The 17,885-nt window shown below is 47.2% G+C and carries 20 protein-coding genes; 16 read left to right on the forward strand and 4 right to left on the reverse strand.

Translation table 11 applies throughout. The features are described 5' to 3' along the window. Positions 1-58: 58 nt before the first annotated feature. On the forward strand, positions 59-961 hold the full coding sequence (locus tag ACAN56_RS19285) for an ArsR/SmtB family transcription factor (protein ID WP_038590078.1): 903 nt from the start codon (positions 59-61) through the stop codon (positions 959-961). A gap of 100 nt (positions 962-1,061) precedes the next feature. Then, complete coding sequence (locus ACAN56_RS19290; RefSeq protein WP_379145072.1) at positions 1,062-1,235, forward strand: hypothetical protein; 174 nt, start codon at positions 1,062-1,064, stop codon at positions 1,233-1,235. Positions 1,236-1,434: 199 nt separating this feature from the next. On the opposite strand, the gene ACAN56_RS19295 is transcribed toward ACAN56_RS19290, so the two are convergent. The 3 genes from ACAN56_RS19295 to ACAN56_RS19305 form a co-directional block, all read right to left on the reverse strand. Continuing rightward, on the reverse strand, positions 1,435-2,634 hold the full coding sequence (locus ACAN56_RS19295; protein ID WP_379145169.1) for an MFS transporter: 1,200 nt from the start codon (positions 2,632-2,634) through the stop codon (positions 1,435-1,437). Positions 2,635-2,721: 87 nt separating this feature from the next. Then, the gene (locus ACAN56_RS19300; RefSeq protein WP_379145074.1) at positions 2,722-3,753 is read right to left on the reverse strand and encodes an ROK family protein; all 1,032 of its coding nucleotides are present in this window, start codon (positions 3,751-3,753) and stop codon (positions 2,722-2,724) included. A 147-nt stretch (positions 3,754-3,900) separates the two neighbouring features. After that, a complete protein-coding gene (locus tag ACAN56_RS19305; protein ID WP_038590081.1) occupies positions 3,901-4,734 on the reverse strand; it encodes an AraC family transcriptional regulator in 834 nt (277 codons plus the stop codon). A 156-nt stretch (positions 4,735-4,890) separates the two neighbouring features. Between ACAN56_RS19305 and ACAN56_RS19310 the strand changes: the two genes are divergently transcribed. From ACAN56_RS19310 to ACAN56_RS19375, 14 genes are all read left to right on the forward strand, one after another. Next, the gene (locus tag ACAN56_RS19310; protein ID WP_038590084.1) at positions 4,891-5,550 is read left to right on the forward strand and encodes a ThuA domain-containing protein; all 660 of its coding nucleotides are present in this window, start codon (positions 4,891-4,893) and stop codon (positions 5,548-5,550) included. Between the two features lie 24 nt (positions 5,551-5,574). Then, positions 5,575-6,678, forward strand: a complete 1,104-nt coding sequence (locus ACAN56_RS19315; protein ID WP_379145077.1) for a Gfo/Idh/MocA family protein — start codon at positions 5,575-5,577, stop codon at positions 6,676-6,678. A gap of 269 nt (positions 6,679-6,947) precedes the next feature. Further along, positions 6,948-7,721 carry an NAD-dependent epimerase/dehydratase family protein gene (locus ACAN56_RS19320; protein ID WP_379145080.1) on the forward strand — a complete coding sequence of 258 codons (774 nt, stop codon included), beginning with the start codon at positions 6,948-6,950 and terminating at the stop codon, positions 7,719-7,721. A gap of 55 nt (positions 7,722-7,776) precedes the next feature. Then, positions 7,777-7,971, forward strand: coding sequence for a hypothetical protein (locus ACAN56_RS19325; protein ID WP_038590093.1), 195 nt, complete (start codon positions 7,777-7,779; stop codon positions 7,969-7,971). Positions 7,972-8,116: 145 nt separating this feature from the next. Further along, on the forward strand, positions 8,117-8,686 hold the full coding sequence (locus ACAN56_RS19330) for a putative ABC transporter permease (RefSeq protein WP_341378256.1): 570 nt from the start codon (positions 8,117-8,119) through the stop codon (positions 8,684-8,686). 158 nt (positions 8,687-8,844) lie between these two features. Then, positions 8,845-9,306, forward strand: a complete 462-nt coding sequence (locus ACAN56_RS19335) for a hypothetical protein (RefSeq protein ID WP_379145083.1) — start codon at positions 8,845-8,847, stop codon at positions 9,304-9,306. A gap of 38 nt (positions 9,307-9,344) precedes the next feature. After that, complete coding sequence (locus ACAN56_RS19340) at positions 9,345-9,818, forward strand: NUDIX domain-containing protein (protein ID WP_379145085.1); 474 nt, start codon at positions 9,345-9,347, stop codon at positions 9,816-9,818. Between the two features lie 24 nt (positions 9,819-9,842). Further along, positions 9,843-10,226: a ribosomal maturation YjgA family protein gene (locus ACAN56_RS19345; RefSeq protein ID WP_379145087.1), complete on the forward strand. Its 384-nt coding sequence runs from the start codon at positions 9,843-9,845 to the stop codon at positions 10,224-10,226. 130 nt (positions 10,227-10,356) lie between these two features. Then, complete coding sequence (locus tag ACAN56_RS19350) at positions 10,357-11,082, forward strand: response regulator transcription factor (protein WP_038590105.1); 726 nt, start codon at positions 10,357-10,359, stop codon at positions 11,080-11,082. After that, positions 11,079-12,170 (forward strand): sensor histidine kinase, encoded by a 1,092-nt coding sequence (locus ACAN56_RS19355; protein ID WP_038590107.1) that lies wholly within the window; start codon positions 11,079-11,081, stop codon positions 12,168-12,170. The genes ACAN56_RS19350 and ACAN56_RS19355 overlap by 4 nt, the downstream gene beginning before the upstream one ends. Before the next feature lie 139 nt (positions 12,171-12,309). After that, a complete protein-coding gene (locus tag ACAN56_RS19360; RefSeq protein WP_038590110.1) occupies positions 12,310-13,086 on the forward strand; it encodes an ABC transporter ATP-binding protein in 777 nt (258 codons plus the stop codon). Further along, positions 13,061-14,416, forward strand: a complete 1,356-nt coding sequence (locus ACAN56_RS19365) for an FtsX-like permease family protein (RefSeq protein WP_379145091.1) — start codon at positions 13,061-13,063, stop codon at positions 14,414-14,416. Before ACAN56_RS19360 ends, ACAN56_RS19365 begins: the two co-directional genes overlap by 26 nt. Next, entirely contained in the window at positions 14,413-15,924 is a 1,512-nt protein-coding gene (locus ACAN56_RS19370) for a serine hydrolase domain-containing protein (protein ID WP_379145093.1), read from the forward strand. Before ACAN56_RS19365 ends, ACAN56_RS19370 begins: the two co-directional genes overlap by 4 nt. Positions 15,925-16,072: 148 nt before the next feature. After that, positions 16,073-16,864, forward strand: coding sequence for a lipid II flippase Amj family protein (locus ACAN56_RS19375; protein ID WP_038590118.1), 792 nt, complete (start codon positions 16,073-16,075; stop codon positions 16,862-16,864). A 61-nt stretch (positions 16,865-16,925) separates the two neighbouring features. Here the strand turns inward: ACAN56_RS19375 and ACAN56_RS19380 are convergent, their stop codons facing one another. Then, complete coding sequence (locus tag ACAN56_RS19380; RefSeq protein ID WP_379145095.1) at positions 16,926-17,738, reverse strand: coiled-coil domain-containing protein; 813 nt, start codon at positions 17,736-17,738, stop codon at positions 16,926-16,928. Positions 17,739-17,885 lie beyond the last annotated feature (147 nt).

A 17,885-nucleotide genomic window follows, 5' to 3' on the forward strand; every position in this document is an offset into this window, starting at 1 on the left:
ATAAATATTAAGGATTAATAAAAATGTTAATTCAATTACGGATAATGGAGGATAGGATATGTATTTAACAACGGATTCAGAATCCCTTAAGGTCTATGAAGCGCTGGCGAGTGAGGTCAGATTGCGGATTATTGAACTGCTTGGCACGCAGGAAATGCATATTAAAGAGCTGGCAGCCAGACTTTATCTCAGCAGTGCAATCGTGAGCTCCCATGTCGCCAAGCTCCAAAAGGCAGGAATTGTAAGTTCGCAAATGAAGAGAATTGACGGAGGGACCTACAAGTTCTGTTCACTGTCGGCTAATTTCCTGCAGATTAAGCTGTCGGGATCAAAGGGTATCGCCAGAAAAGTGGTCGAGGTGTCGGTGCCTGTCGGCCATTATACCGATCTGCAAGCTTCGCCGACCTGCGGCATTGCCACAACGGAGAAGCTGATCGGGTATTATGATGATCCGCGTTATTTTCTCGATCCGGAACGGGTGGATGCGGGGATTTTATGGTTCGCCAAAGGTTACGCCGAGTACAAGGTTCCAAATTATCTTTTTATGGACCAGACGGTTCAGGAGATCGAGATCTCCATGGAAATCGGCTCAGAGGCACCGCATGTGAACGAGAAATGGCCTTCAGACATCAGCTTTACCTTGAATGGTATGGAGCTGGGGAAATGGACCAGTCCCGGTGACTTCGGGGTGATGAGAGGACGCCTTACTCCGGCCTGGTGGAACTCGGATGTCAACCAATATGGGCTGCTCAAGGTACTAAGGATTAATAAAGGCGGTACGTATGTGGACGGGCAGCAGATCTCTGCGGTCACTCTTGATGATGCGGGTTGGGAGCAGGATCACTGGATCTTCCGGCTCACTGCGGAGGACACCACCCGAAGGCGGGGCGGTTTAACCCTGTTTGGCCGCGGGTTCGGGAATTATGAGCAGGACATTGTCTTCCGGGTATATTACGAATAGCCGACCTGCAATATTACAGGACTATCCTGCAAAATGTTTGCAAACCAGGTCAACGGGTAACTATAACTATGTGGCCCAAAAAAGTCTAGGAGGAATTCACATGTCAGATCAAACGCAAAACGAAGCGGATCTCCGCAATAAAGAAAACAAAGACGGTGATTCTCTCGCCGAGCGCAAAAAGATGGAGAACGGCGTCGATATTGAACCGGAGGCTGATGACTGGGTGGCTAAACCTGCAGAATCGGCTCATCCAGACCCGCTTCCCAAAAATTAATCCAAGTGAACTGCCAAAGCAGACTATCCTTTCGGGGATAGTCTGTTTTTTAGCTTGGGAAATTATACAGCTGATTGCGGTGAGGCATGATTTTGAAGACGCCACGGACCGTTCGCGATGAAAAACACAGCACAAAACAGCGGTTCTTCTGCTATCGGAGAACCGCTGTTTTGCTGTTTTTACGAACTATGTAAATCCGTTAAATCAGTTCCTGTCTCCGCTTCAAATATAGATACAGCACAATTGCCGACACGGAGCAGACCGCAGCGCATAATCCGATGAAACCATATCCCGCCTGCAGACCACGAAGCAGGCCAAGCTCTGTTGTACTGCCATACATAGCTTTAACGGTTTCAATTACCCAGCCGATCAGGTAGTTTCCCACAACACTTCCGAGGCCCATTAAGGTCACAACAAAGGTAATGGCTATATCACTTCCATTGGGGTAGCGGCGCGCAATAAAGGCCATAACAGTAGGATAGATGATGGCGATTCCTGCCCCCGATAAAGCGAACAGAAATGCAAGGCTCTCCCCGCCAGCCAGAGCTATGAAGGTACATACTGCCGAGAAGCATGAGAATATAATCAGGGAGAGCACAAATCCGATACGGTCGGTCAGCGGACCGAGCAAGAGTCGTCCGAGTGAGAACAACAGGAAGAATGCCGACAGCATGCCGGCGGCCTGGGCGGTATCCCAGGCATACGCTTTCTCCAGAAAGTTAACCAGCCAGCCGCCTACTGCCAATTCGGAAACGACGCCAAAGGACAGGATCATGACCATTATCCAGAGCGCAGGATCATGCATCAGGGTCCGGAAGGAAGTGCGGTCCTCGTGTGGCAGTTCATCGCCGGGAAAGGTGCTGCGCAGTGCGGACAGAATCGGCAGCAGACAGAGCGACAACATGACCAGGTACATCCCCCGCCAGTCCAGCAGATGTCCAAACACACTTAACGACATCACTCCTGTAGCCAGCAGCGGCGCTACGGTCGAACTCAGCCCATAGAAGAAGTGGGATAAATTCATCATCATCCCCGTATTTTTTACAAAAATGCGTGCCCCCAGAATCGCCAGCCCAATCTCCAGCATCCCGTTCCCGATGTACATTAGAAAGTAAGAGGAAGCAAACAGCGGATAGGTATGCGACAGAAAGATCAACACACCCGAGATGACCATCGAGGCGAATGCAATAATGCTGACCGCCTTGATGCCCCATTTGCGGACGAGAATAGCCGTGAAAGAACAGGCGATCAGATAGCCTAACGCATTCAGGGAGAGCAGCGTACCGAGTTGTTGCTCATCCAGGTTGAAATCAAATTGAATCCGCGGAATCGCCGGGCCTTTAATATTTTCCGAGATCCCGAATACAACAAAGCCTAGAAAGATGGTTACGAGCTGCATGATATAGATAGTGTTAGGTTTGCTCTTGGAATTGCTTGCTTGAGCCTTCACATTAAATAGCCTCCTGAGTTTGAGATGATGCGTATTTTATTTCCGTTCAACCAGCTGGAACCGGTAGGTCAGGCTTTCCATGGTTGTTGTAATCAGTCCAGTCATGTATTCCTGCCGGGTGTCGTTCTGGATGATCAGCTCAGGCATATGCTCGGGCGGAATGATCTCCTGGCAGCCGCTGCGCAGATCATCCAGCATCCCTGGCGATATATTGTCACCGGTGATCACGATCGTAGCAGGATTGATAATGCTGATAATAGATACCAGTGCATGAATTGCCAGCCTGCCGGGGTCCCCGGAACCCTGGACCAGCCGCAGCTGCTCCTCTCTGGAAATGCCGTAAGGCAGGTATGACACCTCACCGCTGAAATAGCTGTTTCCGTTAAGCAAACGTCCATTCACCATGAAGCCGGCTCCGGGGAAATGGTTCTTAGGGAAAGTCAGCACGGCAAAATGACTCTCTTCATCCAGGAACAGCTTCTGATACAAGCCGTAAACCGTCAGATTCATATCATTCTCAATGATGATTTCTACCTCTTCATAACGTTCCTTCAGAAGGACACCGAGGGTCTGATCTGCCAGCGCCGGCACATCACATATACCAATACGGTCATGCTGAACTACCCCCGGTATGCCGATGCCAATCGCCTGCACATTCGGATGAGCCTCTATGATCTGATCCAGCCAGTCTTCGAGGGTGCCCAGAGTAATCTGATCGAATACCTTAGCGGTCTCCTCGATCACTTCACCGTTTAGATTCGCGAGCACATAGGAAATGGATTGAACGCCGCCCTCGGAACGCACGATCATACAGATCATGAAGGAATAATCCGCGTTGAACTGATATTTTCTCGCCGGTCTGCCGCCGCTGGATTCCTCCCATCCAAGTTCCAGGATTTCACCGGTCTGGACCAGTTCATTCAAGATCGTGCCGCATGTGGCCACGCTCAATCTGGTCTGCTCTGCAATGGATGCTTTCGTGCCTGTGCCGGACGTGCGCAGCATGTTTTTAACCAATTCAACATTTATTTTCTTCACCAGCTGTGTGTTGTGGGATGGTTGTGACATCTAGGAACCCTCCTTCGGGATATTGATTATCATGCTATTTTTTAAAAGAGTTTTAACAAGTGTATTGTAGTTACTATTCTGCGAAGAAGCAAGACATTATTATATGGATTGAACTTGAAAACATGAGGATAGCGATGTAACGCAGCGCTAACGCAGTTCGCTCGGTGTCCGCAGCTTGACCTGTTTAAATACACGGTTGAAGGTACGGATATTGGAGAAACCGCATTCCAGCGCGATATCCAGAATGCTTTTGTCCGTGCTGAGCAGCAGCCGTTCTGCCTGATTGACCCGGATACTATTGAGGTACGCGATGTAACTCATGCCCGAGATGCTTTTGAAGAAACGGGAGAAATAGAACAGGCTCATATTGGCGTGACGTGCTGCGTCGGCAAGTGTGATGGGATGCATGTAATTGACGTCGAGGTATTCAAGGACCTCCTGCATGATCTTCATATTCGTAATACGCCGCTTATCCTTATGAGGATTGACTATGTCCAGAGGCATATTCCGTAGAATCAATGCGCACAGCTCGTGCAGCAAGCCGATCATAAGCTGTTCATGATGCGGAAGCTTCTGAACATGTTCCTGCAGCAGTTCCTGCATGATCGCGGACAGGCGGCTGTTAATGACCTCATCTTCCGGTGTGGCTGGACGGTTCTCCCTAAAAGGGGAAGTGAGCCGCATATTCAGGGGCCAGCCTGCAGGAAACCCGATCAGTGAAGGGTTAAAGATAACAAAGATAAGCTTGGATTTGTTGTCCTTGCTGTCATAGTAGTGAATATCTCCGCTGCTGCAAACGGCCAGATCGCCAGCCAGAAGTACCCGTGTTTCCGAGTTGATCCCCATCCGGATCGAACCCTCCAGTACATAGATAATCTCCAGATCATTATGCCAGTGGGCCAGAAAATCTATATTTGCACTCACAAATGCAGTGAAGGGAAAAGCTGATCCATACGTTCGGTTTTCGTGAAAAGCTCTCATAATTTCTCCTGTTCTGATCTTCCGCTATTTACACATAAACTTAGCAAAAAATGACCAGTCATTCAAGCAAAATGGCGAGCAGCCGGTACCCTTTTGGATTACAATTTCTTCAGGTAGACACGGTTATTGATTCCAGGACAAAAAGGAGAACTTGATATGGCGAAGAAAGCATTGATTGTAAAAGGCGGATGGGATGGTCATGAACCGAATGAGGTTGCAGCGATTTTTGCCGGCATTCTGGAGGCCGAAGGGTTTGAGGTTGAGGTATCGGATACGCTGGATAGCTTCAATAACGCCGAGGCGCTTAAGGAATTAAGTCTGATTGTGCCGGTGTGGACAATGGGTGAAATCGCGGGTGAACAGGTGTCTTCAGTTCTTGCAGCTGTGGCTTCCGGGGTAGGCATTGCCGGTTGTCATGGCGGGATGTGCGATTCCTTCCGTAATAATACAGAATGGCAATTTTTGACCGGATCGCAGTGGGTGGCACATCCCTTCAACGATGGAGTGGATTATGAAGTGAATATTGTGAGATCCGGCTCCAGTCCGATTGTGGAAGGCATCCCGGATTTCATGGTGAAGTCAGAACAGTATTATCTGCATGTAGATCCAGCGGTAGATGTACTGGCTACAACTACTTTTGTGCTGAGCGAAGGGGAGCATTCGGCGAACGGGGTCATCACCATGCCAGTGGTATACACGAAGAAATGGGGCAAGGGCAAGGTATTCTATAATTCACTTGGACATCATGCGGATGTTTTTGATATTCCGGAAGCCAAGGAACTGATGCGTAAAGGCTTTTTGTGGGCTGCTAACTAAAACCGTGATAAGGGGAGAATCATTGTGCGTAAAGTGAAGGTGGGCATCGTCGGCTGCGGGAATATCAGCGGCATTTATTTTGAGAATTTGACCGGAACTTTTGTGAACACGGAGGTCTATGCCTGTTCTGATCTGGATCTGGGGCGGGCACAGCAGGCAGCGGAGAAATACGGAGTTCCTCATGTATGGACGACAGAGGTATTGCTTGCTTCGGATGAGATTGAGATTGTCGTTAATCTGACCACGCCTAATTTTCATTTCGATGTGTGTAAGCAAGCTTTATTAGCCGGTAAGCATGTGTACGTCGAGAAGCCGCTGTCGCTAACACTTGAGAATGGAACAGAGCTTGTCCGGCTGGCACAGGAAAAGAATCTGTTCATCGGCTGCGCGCCGGATACCTTCCTCGGAGGCGGTCTGCAAACCTGCGCCAAGCTGATTGCGGACGGCTATATCGGAGAGCCGGTAGCAGCAACGGCCTTCATGCTCTGCCATGGTCATGAGAGCTGGCATCCGGACCCTGAATTCTACTATCAGGCCGGAGGCGGCCCAATGTTTGATATGGGACCGTATTATCTTACAGCTCTGGTATCTTTGCTTGGCCCGGCCAAAACGGTATGCGGCATCACCAAAACCTCTTTTCCTACACGGACGATTACCAGTGAGAAGAAGTTCGGCAAAGTGGTTGATGTAGAAGTACCTACACATGTTGCCGGAACCATTGAGTTCGTCAGCGGCGCCGTGGCAACGATGATTACCAGCTTCGATGTCTGGCACAGCACATTGCCGCGGATCGAAATCTACGGATCGCAAGGTACATTGATCGTACCGGACCCTAACACCTTCGGCGGTCCGATCCTGCTGCGTCCGGCTCACAGCACGGAGTTCCAGGAGATTCCGCTGATCTACAATTATGCCGGGAACAGCAGAGGCATTGGCGTGGCGGATATGGCCCGCTGCATCGGGACAGGAGACACCCCGCGCGCAAACGGCGAGCTGGCCAATCATGTGCTTGAAATGATGCATGCGTTCCATACAAGCTCCGATACCAAGCGCTATGCGGAGCTGTCCACCAGCTGCGAGCAGCCGAAGCTGCTGCCGCTGGGTTTGGTTAAAGGGTATCTGGAGTAGCAAATATACAAAACGAGAAGAAAGATAAGGATAATTTATTGCCCGATGCATAATAATTCTTGTTTTCTCAAAAAGCAGCGGCCCGTTTCCGGTACTTCCGGGAACGGGCATTGCTTTTATGTGTTGTAACAGTGCTGTTGGCATTCAAACGGCTCGCCGCTACCTGAAAACGGGTCTAACCAGCCCGCAAATTTGAGTTATTTGTAATCATTTCCTCTCCAGCGGTTAATAATGCATAGGATAGTAGGCTGGAAAGGGGCTTGTAATTAATGAAACGCAAACTCTTGCTAACAGGAGCGGCTGGAAGAATTGGCAATGCACTCTTCAAGGGGCTGAAAGAAAGCGGCAGATATGATGTTGTAGGAGCGGATATTCAAGCGGACGAAGAGCAAGGGATCATTCAGATGGATATCGCGGATGAAGCCCGGCTGGCAGAGCTTACCAAGGGTGTCGATACGGTACTCCATTTTGCCTGGATTAAGGATAATGATGATTTCCTGGGTAAGGTGCTTCAAGGGAATGTAGGGAGTGCTTACAAATTATTTGAGGCGGCTGTACAGAACGGTGTGCGGCGCATTGTATTCGCCAGCTCCAATCATGCGACCGGATATTACAAGACCGATGAGAAAACGGGTCCAAGCGCCCCTTACCGGCCGGACAGCTTTTACGGGTTAAGCAAATGTTATATCGAGCTGCTCGGCCGCCTATACTCAGACCAAGGCAAAATCTCTTCGTTGAATATCAGGATCGGCAACTTCCCCGGGGACGACCGCCCCCATTCGGAACGGGCAGGACATATCTGGATATCTGAACGCGATTTGCTGCAATTAGTAGAATGCTGCATTGAGGCGGATGAGGAACTGAAATATTTGAATCTGTATGGGACCTCTGCGAATACTGACAACTATTATACCATCGGGTATCTGGAGGAACTGATCGGATATAAGCCTCAGGATGATGCGGCGGAGCTGCTTGAACAGGCCAAGGCAGAAGGCAGGAATGTACGTCAGGATGAAACAGAATATCAGGGAGGGGTGACGTAAGATCATCGCAGATTTCTAGGGTCTCAAGCAATTTCAATTGCGGGGAGGAAATGAAATGCGTAGTCGGAACGAGAACGGCCGGTATCGGCAGAAACGCGGGGAAGCGCAGGCAGGCAACCTTGAGAAAAAGTACGGTTCGGACTTTGGTGTACGCAGCGATATGAAGCTGGAGACACTAAGAAGACAGACGGATGGCGAGTCGCTGACACCAATGCTCAAGGAACAGCATGTTAAGAATCTTAAAGAATAAACCGGCGGAGCGCCGGGCTCATATTTTGGTTTCTGGACATAACCCGCGAGGGTTATGTTTTTTTGCATAACAACAGTTCCAGAATGGCATACTAGCTCCCGAATATATGTGTGGTAATCCTCACAGGCAGGGGGCGGAACAGATCGTGATTACACCGGTGTTACCGCTGGACAGCTATGCAGCTGTTGCAGTTGCAGGAGAATATTTCTTTTACTTTATGGTCTATTCCTTTCTGGGCTGGGTGCTGGAAGGATCGTACAATCTCTATAGTCAGGGAACCTTTCGTAAAGAGGGGTTTCTGAAGGGGCCTTTTAAGCCGATGTATGGCTGTGCTCCGCTGCTCCTGCTGGCCGCCAAGGATTTACAGCTGCCGGTTCCGCTATTGCTTGTGCTTGCGCTGATCATTCCTTCAGCAGTGGAGTATGCAAGCGGGTGGCTGCTGAAAGCGGCTTTTCACAGGCAATGGTGGGATTATAAGGAGCTGCCGTACCAGCTGCACGGGCATATCTGCCTGAAGTTCTCCTTATACTGGTGGGGGCTGGCTACAGCATGCATTTACCTCCTCCAGCCGGTGATGGAAGGATTGTACACGGTCATTGAACCGTTATGGGGAATGGTGCTGCCGATGGCTGCCCTGTTGTTTCTTGCTGATTTACTTTGGACTTGCCGGGTCCGGCGGCGTGGGTTGAAGGGGCTGGAACTCGGGGAAGGTTAGAAATGAACGTTTGAATCATGTTTCTCTCAGAAACGGCTATCTTCCCTATCGGGAAGGTCAAGCCGTTTCTTTCTTGTGTTTTCAGACAAGGAATCTCTGGCAGTGGTGTCAAATATAGAGATAGAGGATGATGAAATTACATCCTGACAGGAGGAATTATGAAAGGGATCATGAAATACAGTAGAACTATTATGCTTTTGGAAGCAGTCATAATCGCTGTGTTGGCAACTCTATTAATCCTTGATTTCATTGAGCGGCCGTCCAGGTCAAACGATCAGCCGAATTTGATTACACATTTTGACCAGATGGATTTGGACAGGATCAAAGAAATGATTCAGCGGTTTGAGGATGGCAAGGGTGACAATCTTACTCTGCTGAATTGGGGGATAGACAGCGGGCCATTTATCCATGATGTCTATAATGATGGGCGGGAGCTGCACTGGACACTGGACAATACACGGGACAGCATGAGCTCCGCCACAGGGAAGACCGAATATGTATGCAAGGCGATCGGGCTTGAGAATACCACTGATTTTTACAGAGTAAATTTGTCAGAGTGCAGCGGCTATCCCAAGGAAGAGAAGATCAACATTATTTCCTTCCGCAAGGATGAGCTGTAGACTTACTCTGGCAAGGTTACATAAAGGGGGAAATGAACATGCCAATCTCGGAATACTACCGTGCTTTGCGTGAGAAGACAGGCTCCGGGCTGCTGATGGTGCCATCTGTAGCGGCAGTAATCAGAAATGACGACGAGGAGATTCTCTTTATTCGTAAAGGAAAAGAGCAGTTGTGGGGCTTGCCTGCCGGAGCGGTTGAACCGGGTGAAACTCCATCCAGGGCGCTGCGCAGAGAGGTCTTTGAAGAGACGGGGCTGATGGTGACACCCGGTCGGATCATTGGGGTATTCGGCGGCGAAAAGTATGCATACCAGTACAGTAATGGGGACATGATTGAGTATTCGGTAATAGTGTTTGAATGCTCGATCGTCAAAGGCACGCCGAGAAGCATGGACGGAGAGGCGGAAGAATTTAAATTTTTCAAGGAACAGGAGCTGCCCGAAATTGCCATCCCTTACCCCCGGGAGATTTTTATGCAGGATTCCGGTAACGGGCATGCGATATTTGAATAGAACGGGGATCCGGAAAGGGACAACATGAGAGAAAAATTTGCTTACAGCATCGCTATGCTATTGATGATGGTGCTCGGATTCGGTTCCAGAGCATTTGCAGACCAGCTGCCGCTGTTTATCTCCAAGCATTTTGGAGATGCGCTGTGGGCGGCCATGATTTACTTTGCCTTTCGCGTATTGCTTACCCGGCAACAACGGTGGATATCGGTAGTGCTGAGTTTCGGCTTCAGCTTTGGCATCGAGTTTAGCCAGCTCTACCAAGAAGTATGGATCAATGAGCTGCGTGCCACTTTATTGGGAGGATTAATTCTCGGCAAAGGTTTCCTCTTGATTGATTTGATCAGATATTCAGCAGGGATTTTGTTCTCTTATGTGGGGGACCTTTGGTTTCGCAAGAATTCGTGCTAATAGGAAAGGATAGGGTAGAGAACGTTAACGCATGTGTTTCTGAAGGGGGGAATACTCTGTATTCTTGTGTGTTTCAACATTTTGCTATACTAATAGTTGGCATACAAGGAAAGCTTGAAGGAGGAATCATATGTACCGGATTTTCATTGTGGAGGATGATAGTAAAATTAGTGCCCTTCTAAAAAGGAATATGGAGAAATACGGATTTGAAGCATCTTGTGTAACGCAATTTCGCGAAATAATTACTGAATTTGAGGCGTATGATCCACATTTGGTGATGCTTGATATTAATCTGCCGTACTTTGATGGCTATTATTGGTGCAGACAAATACGTACACGCTCCAACCTGCCGATCATCTTCATATCGGCGCGGGCGAGTGAGATGGATCAGGTAATGGCCATAGAGAACGGCGGTGATGATTACATTACGAAGCCAATTCATTTAGACCTTTTAATCGCGAAGGTAAAAAGTATTCTAAGGAGAGTTTACGGGGATTATGCGGCTTCTAACGGGAATGTCTTGCTGCCCGACAGTGAATTTAATGCACATGGCTTACGACTGAACTTAAGCCGTAATGAACTTATATGGCAAGATCAGAAAACCCAGATTACAAAGAATGAGCAGTTGTTAGCTGAATGCTTCATGCAGCAATACGGAAGAACCGTCTCGCGGGATCAACTTCTGGGAAAGTTATGGGACAACGCACAGTTTGTCGATGACAACACGTTAACGGTCAACGTGACAAGGTTGCGGAAGAAGCTGGAGGAACTTGGTCTGCCTAATGCGATCACGACGGTTCGTGGTATGGGTTATAAACTGGCCCTGGGAGAGGACCAGGGGGAGCTTGGCTCATGAGATTGCGATCGGTTGCTTTATTTTTTCGTGATCGGCTAATTTTTGTATTATCAACGTTTGCAATTATTGGGGTTGGTGCCTGCTTAATGCTGCTGGAAAATGCGCGTTATCCTGGAATGATGGATAAGAGCACGATTTTTTATTTTGTGGCTGCAGCTGCTTTTATCGGGGGCCTTGGATTGCTTGTTGACTATATTCGAAATCGTGAATATCACAAACAGCTCAGAAATGCGGTTGAAGGATCTGATGATTTGCAGGCGGCAGCGATCGTGCAGTCAGCCGTTACGGCAGAGCAGCAGCTGGTCATACGCTTGTTAGACCGGCAAAACAGCGCTTATTTGAATAAACTTGGAGCATATCGCCGCCAGCAAGAGCTCCACAACCATTTTGTTCTGCAGTGGGTGCATCATATGAAGACCCCTTTATCGGTTATAGATATACTCTTGCAAGAAAGCCTGAAGCAGATGCCTTCTTCTGAAGAGGAGCAGAAAGAGCTTATTCTCAGTCTGCATGAAGAGGCTGATCGAATGACGAGAGGTCTGGAGATGCTACTGTATACCGCGCGTCTCGATAAGTTCGAAATGGATATTCATCTCAAAAAAGTGCCGCTGCACAATGTAATTCGTGAAGTTATGATTGCACACAAGCGGCTTTGTATCCGTCATGCCGTAATACCGCAAATTGATGGTGAGGCATGGCCGGAAACAGATGAGAAGTGGATAACAGTTGTGCTAAATCAAATAGTCAGCAATGCAATTAAATACAGCAAACACAAACAAGGCATGAAAAGCCTTGTTTTTCACTTAGAGAATACAGAAACAGGTTGTAAAATTAGCATAACAGATGAGGGGAGCGGCATAGCAACGCACGATATACCACGAATATTTGATCCTTTCTTTACCGGTGAGAATGGACAATCTGCAGGAGAATCGACGGGAATGGGATTGTATTTGGCGAAGCAGGTGTGCGGCAGACTAGGTCACGTACTATCGGTAAAGTCGGAACTAGGCAGGGGTACGACTTTTACAATCGCTTTTCAACCTGAGAGTATACATATTCTAGGCGGCAAAACAGGAAAGAGCATGTAGGCTATGTGACAACTTTGTTATGTGTGAAGTGTGATTTTGTAATATAAATCGATGGGTTCAGCGCGCATGGCCCGCTATACTAAATTTTGTTAAGACATACAGACTATGCAGACTGAAACGGGGGGAGGAAAATTGAATAATGACTTTACTTGAAGCGCAGGGGCTGAGTAAAATTTACAGCTCCAAAGGCAATGTTGTTTGTACAGCTTTACATGACATTGATTTGCGTGTAGAAAGCGGCGAATTTGTCGGTGTTATGGGGCCATCCGGAAGCGGCAAGACAACGTTGCTTAATCTGCTCGCAGCAATTGATCGTCCGACGGCTGGATACATAGAAATTAACGGTATTGATCCAAGCAAGCTCAGCAATAAAAATTTGGCGTTTTTCAGAAGGCGCGAGCTTGGTTTCATCTTTCAGGATTTCAATTTGCTGGACTCGCTGTCCATCAAAGAAAATATTATCTTGCCGCTTGTATTAGAAGGGGTGGCCCCTAAGTTAATCGAACATAGATTGTATATGATAGCCGAGCGGTTAGAAATTGCCAAACTGTTGAACAAACGTACGTATGAGGTGTCTGGTGGTCAGAAGCAGCGAGCGGCTATTGCACGTGCCTTCATTAATGAACCGTCGTTAATGCTTGCAGATGAGCTGACCGGCAATCTGGATTCGAAGTCCGCGAAGGATGTGATGGATTCGTTGAAGGAGTTGAACGAACGTTTGAAGGCAACAGTGTTAATGGTGACGCACGACCCGTTCTCAGCAAGCTATTGCCAGCGTATTGTATTTATTAAGGACGGCAGAATCTTCTCGGAAATTCGGCGGGGCTCCAATCGACAAACGTTTTTTCAACAAATATTGGACGCCCTGAGCGTGCTCGGAGGGAATTTTAATGACGTTCCGTTCGCTCGCGCTTAGTAACATTCGCGGCAACTGGCGGTCGTACGGCGCATTTTTTATGAGTTGCGTGTTCTCTGTAATGATCTTTTACATGTATGCAGCTTTTCTTGCTCATCCCGACCTCGCGAGTGGCCATATCTTAGGGTCTGTGCAAGTAAGACAGGGGATGTTGTTCTGCCAATACATTATCGTTGTTTTCTCGTTTCTGTTCGTACTTTATTCCAGTTCGGCGTTTTTGAAGTCGAGGAGGAAGGAATTCGGTCTTCTTTCTTTGTTTGGAATGACGCATCGGCAGCTTCTTATACTTATTATTTTAGAAAGTACAGTTATAACGATTATGGCCATTGGGGCTGGTATCGGCTTGGGCATTTTTTTCAGCAAGCCATTCTTTATGGCACTCGCTGTGCTGTTAGGGTTGAAAGATCCGATCCCGGTTGCCATACCGCTACGTTCGGTATGCATGACGGCTGGTAGTTTCTTCATGCTGTTCACACTCATTTCCTTGGGAACGGCGATGCGGGCAGGACGTACGGAAATTGTTGTTTTGCTTAATGCAGCGGGCGGTCCGAAAGAGAAACTCGTTTATTCGCCATGGCTTGCTGTGCTTTCGGTCGGATGCATAGCAGCCGCTTATACTATGGCTCTAATGTTAAATGCAAAGAACTTCAACATGCTGGCGCTGTATATTTTGCTTACCATTTTGCCTGGAACTTACCTGTTATTTACGCAGTTTAGTGGATTGCTGCTTCGATTTATCCAAAGTTGTACAGCCATATACTACAACCGAACGAATCTGATCGTATTCGCTCAGCTTGACCAAAAGCTGAAGGAGAATGCACGAATGCTGTTTATTGTATCGATTTTAAGTGCGGTTATTTTAACGGCCTCCGGTACGATTTATATGCTTGGACTTGCGGTGCAACTGGACGATATCAAGACGCAGTATGATGATGCCCAAGGAGTGATATCGCTAACGATGTTTATTGGGGTGTTCATCAGTTTGCTGTTTTTCATAGCCGCCGGCAGCTTGATTTACTTTAAACTGTTTACGGAACTGCAGGAAAATCAGGCGCAATATAAGGCGCTGACCCGAATTGGGATGTCTTCAGGCGAACTTCGGAGAATTGTTGTTACGCAGACTGGTATTCTATTCTTCGTGCCCTGTCTCGTCGGCATCGTTCATGCGCTAGTCGCGCTCAAAGCACTGGACAACCTTCTTATGGTATCCAATTGGCTCTATTCGTTCGTCATCATCGGCATTTATATGGCCATGCAGACGATCTATTTCCTAGTCGCCTGCAGCAGCTATATGAAAATCATAAATTTGACCAAGGAGCATCAGTTATGAAATCGCCATTAAAAATAGTTGTTTTTATGATCGCTATTCTTCTTCTTTCGACTAGCGGTTATTCACAGACTACAGCTAACGCCGACTCAGGCGACTCAAATAAAAAAATACAGAAGATCGAACGCTTTGTTGAAGAACAAAGAAGTAAGAGTAAGACTCCGGGAATATCGCTAGTCATTGTAGAGAAGGGGAAAACGATATATCAGAATGGTTTCGGTTACGCAGATGTAAAGACGAAAAAACCAGTAACCGGTGATACTTTATTTGAAATAGGCTCAACAACGAAAGCTTTCACAGGTCTAGCCATTTTGAAATTGGAAAAAGAGGGGGTGTTAAAACTAACCGATGATGTCAAGAAGTATATACCGTGGTTGGAATTAACTTATAATGATGAGCCGCAAACGATCACTCTAAATCAGCTCCTTCATCATACTAGCGGAATAGCATCGAATACAATAGCCCACATACCTGAGGGTAATACAAATGAAGCGTTAGAACTAACCGTTAAAACATTACTAAACCAGCAACTAGATCGTAAACCGGGTAGCTCCTTCGAATATGCAACAATTAATTATGATGTATTGGGACTCGTGATCCAGATTGTAACGAAGATGCCTTATGATATTTATATGAAACAGCATATTTTAGAACCGGTCGGAATGAAGGATTCGTTTGTTGGGCTGCATCAATCCCAGTCCGCAGAGCTGGCTACCGGATATAAAATAGGATTTATGAAAGAACAAGCCTACTCACCACCTATATATCGAGGGAATATACCAGCTGGATATATTATCAGCAATGCAAACGATATAGCGAAATGGATGAATCTGCAGCTAGGAACTGATCCGAGCAATGTTATGGATAAACAGTTAATTAAAGAATCACATGTTCCTGACCAAACTGTAGAGCCTTTTGATGTGAATACTTACTATGCCAGCGGATGGGGAATCCAGACAAAAAAAGATAAACAATATATATTTCATGCCGGAGAGAATCCGACATATACTTCGTATTTCATCATGCAGCCCGATGAACAGTTGGGGGTAGCCATCTTGACCAATATGAAAACGAGTTTTACAACTGCGATAGGTCAAGGAGTTATGGATCTGTGGGAGGGGAAGGACGTAACCAACAGTCACTCTGACAGCTACCAAAATTTAGACCAAATCGTGACAATCGTATGTATAGCCGTCGGCTGTTTTGGGGTATTATTCATATTTTTGATAATAAGAGTCATGGTGAAACTTGCTCGAAAACAACGGATTTGGACAAAGTTAAATGTAAAAAGGATCCTGCTGCTGTTACTACATACATTGATCATTGCGGCAGTTTTGATATTAATGATTATGTTTCCGAAAATTTTACTTGGAGGATTGCCTTGGGCATTTATAAAAGTATGGGCTCCCACTACGATCTGGGTGACTCTTTGTAGTGCTATAGCTGTATGCATCATCTATTATAGCTTTGGATTAATGCTCATTTTTTCAAAGAAAATGAAAGTATCATAAAGAAAAAGTAAGCTTGTTCAAGAGGTACGAGAACTTGGGGATGGACGAAACGTTCCACCCGGGCTCTCGTTTTCTTGCGTAATTCCAAACACTTCAGGAGGAAGCAGATTGATCCAGATAAATTTATAAATGGAGATGATTTCGACAAATGACAAACAGTCTAATTGTGGTATGCCTGCTGACAATGATCATTCATACGGCAGAAACCCTGTCGTATTCCGTTCGCTTTGCCGGAGTGAAGCTGAACAAGATCGCCATAGCATTATCGTTGACCGGAATTATTGTACTAGTATCCAGAACGGCTAATATGATCCAAGCACCGCTTACCGCCAAATTTGTTGACTTTGCCAAAACACACCCGGATTTTCCCTTAATCAATTATTTGCGGATCATCATGCTGGCTTCATCGCTTGGCACTTTGATAGCGATTGCCATATTCCCTACCTTCGTGGGCCTGTTTGGAAGAGTGATATCCAAGCTGGAGGTAGAGGGCTCTATACCTAAGCTACTGACCAGCGTCACCATCGGCCAGCTTAAGAACACACGGAAATATATCAAAAAACCGAAAATAAAACTGCCCAGCTTCAGATATCTTGGCATTCCCAAACGTTTTATTATCATGAATATCTTTGTTACTGCGTTCTATACCGTAGGGGTGCTCTCCTCATTGTACGCGGCGCATTTATCGCCAGAGTTCAGCACAACCGCCTCTCAAGCTTCAGGACTTATCAACGGGCTGGCTACGATTCTGCTGACCATCTTCATTGACCCGCAGCTTGGCATTATCACGCATAAGGCTACGGAGCATTTGGAATATCGCGACCAGTTGGGAAAAATCTATGTGCTGCTGATGGGCGCACGTTTCCTCGGAACCTTGCTGGGCCAGCTTGTGCTTGAGCCTGCTTCTTATTTCATCAGCTGGCTGGTACAGCTGATATAGTGCACAACCACACTGCGCCGAAACAGGCGTTGCAGTGTGGCTGTTTCTTTGGGCAGCAGCTTTACTTCGGAATCTTGGATTCCGCCGTCCGGAGCGCAGCTGATATCTTCTGCTCCCAGCTGTACATCTGCTGAACCATGACGCGTATTTCGCTCATCTTGGCATAAGACAGCTTCATCCCTGCAGCGGCTGCAACAGCGTCTCCTGCTTTGACAGCGGCTTTATAACGTTTGTCAGCTTCAGAACGTATAGCTTGCAGCTCGCTTACTTTTTTGTTCTCTGCGGTAATTTGCTTCCGCAGAGCAGTAACCGGGGCAAGGGCATCCTTTGTCGGTTTGATTTTGGCAGCGGTAGACTTCCGCGCTTCAGCAAGGGCTGTAGTCTTCACTTTGATCTCTGCACGCGCAGCGGTTGCAGATGCCTTCAATTTATTGCGCTTCAGATTCAAGGAAGCAGCAGACTTCTGATTATTGGCTTTACGGGCGGCTGAGGCCTGCTTGCCAAGTGTCGTGTACTGTTCCAGCAACGGTGCATGCTTCTTCTGCATCGCTTCAGCCTCGGATTTCAGTCTGTTGAGGAGAGTCTGGTTAATGGACTGAAGCTGCGAATTAATCGCGGAAAGCTCGCTGGTATTTTGTTTGCGGAGCGTCTGATTCCTCGAAATTTCAGCTTTAAGCGTAACCTGCAGTCCGGTGTAATCCTCATATAAATCATGAAATTCTTCCAGCGCGGAGTCCCAGTCTCCTGCTGCTGCGGCCAGCGGAATATTGCCCGTAAGGAGCACTAATACAATTAGCAAACCAGCCAATCTTCTGAAATAAACGGGCACAGCCTTTCTGTTCCTGGAACTTTCCTTGCCTGCCGGATAAATCATCTTCTTCATCTCCTGTCTGAATTGCGTTAAAGCGCACAAAAAAAAGCACCCCCAAGAAAGGCATAATGCCTGTCCTGCGAGGTGCTTCGCCCGCTCAACGTGTATATTTGTTACTCACTATAGCTTGAAATTAATGGATAGTCAAGA

The organism is Paenibacillus paludis, assembly GCF_042610515.1.
Taxonomy (GTDB): Bacteria; Bacillota; Bacilli; order Paenibacillales; family Paenibacillaceae; genus Paenibacillus_AQ.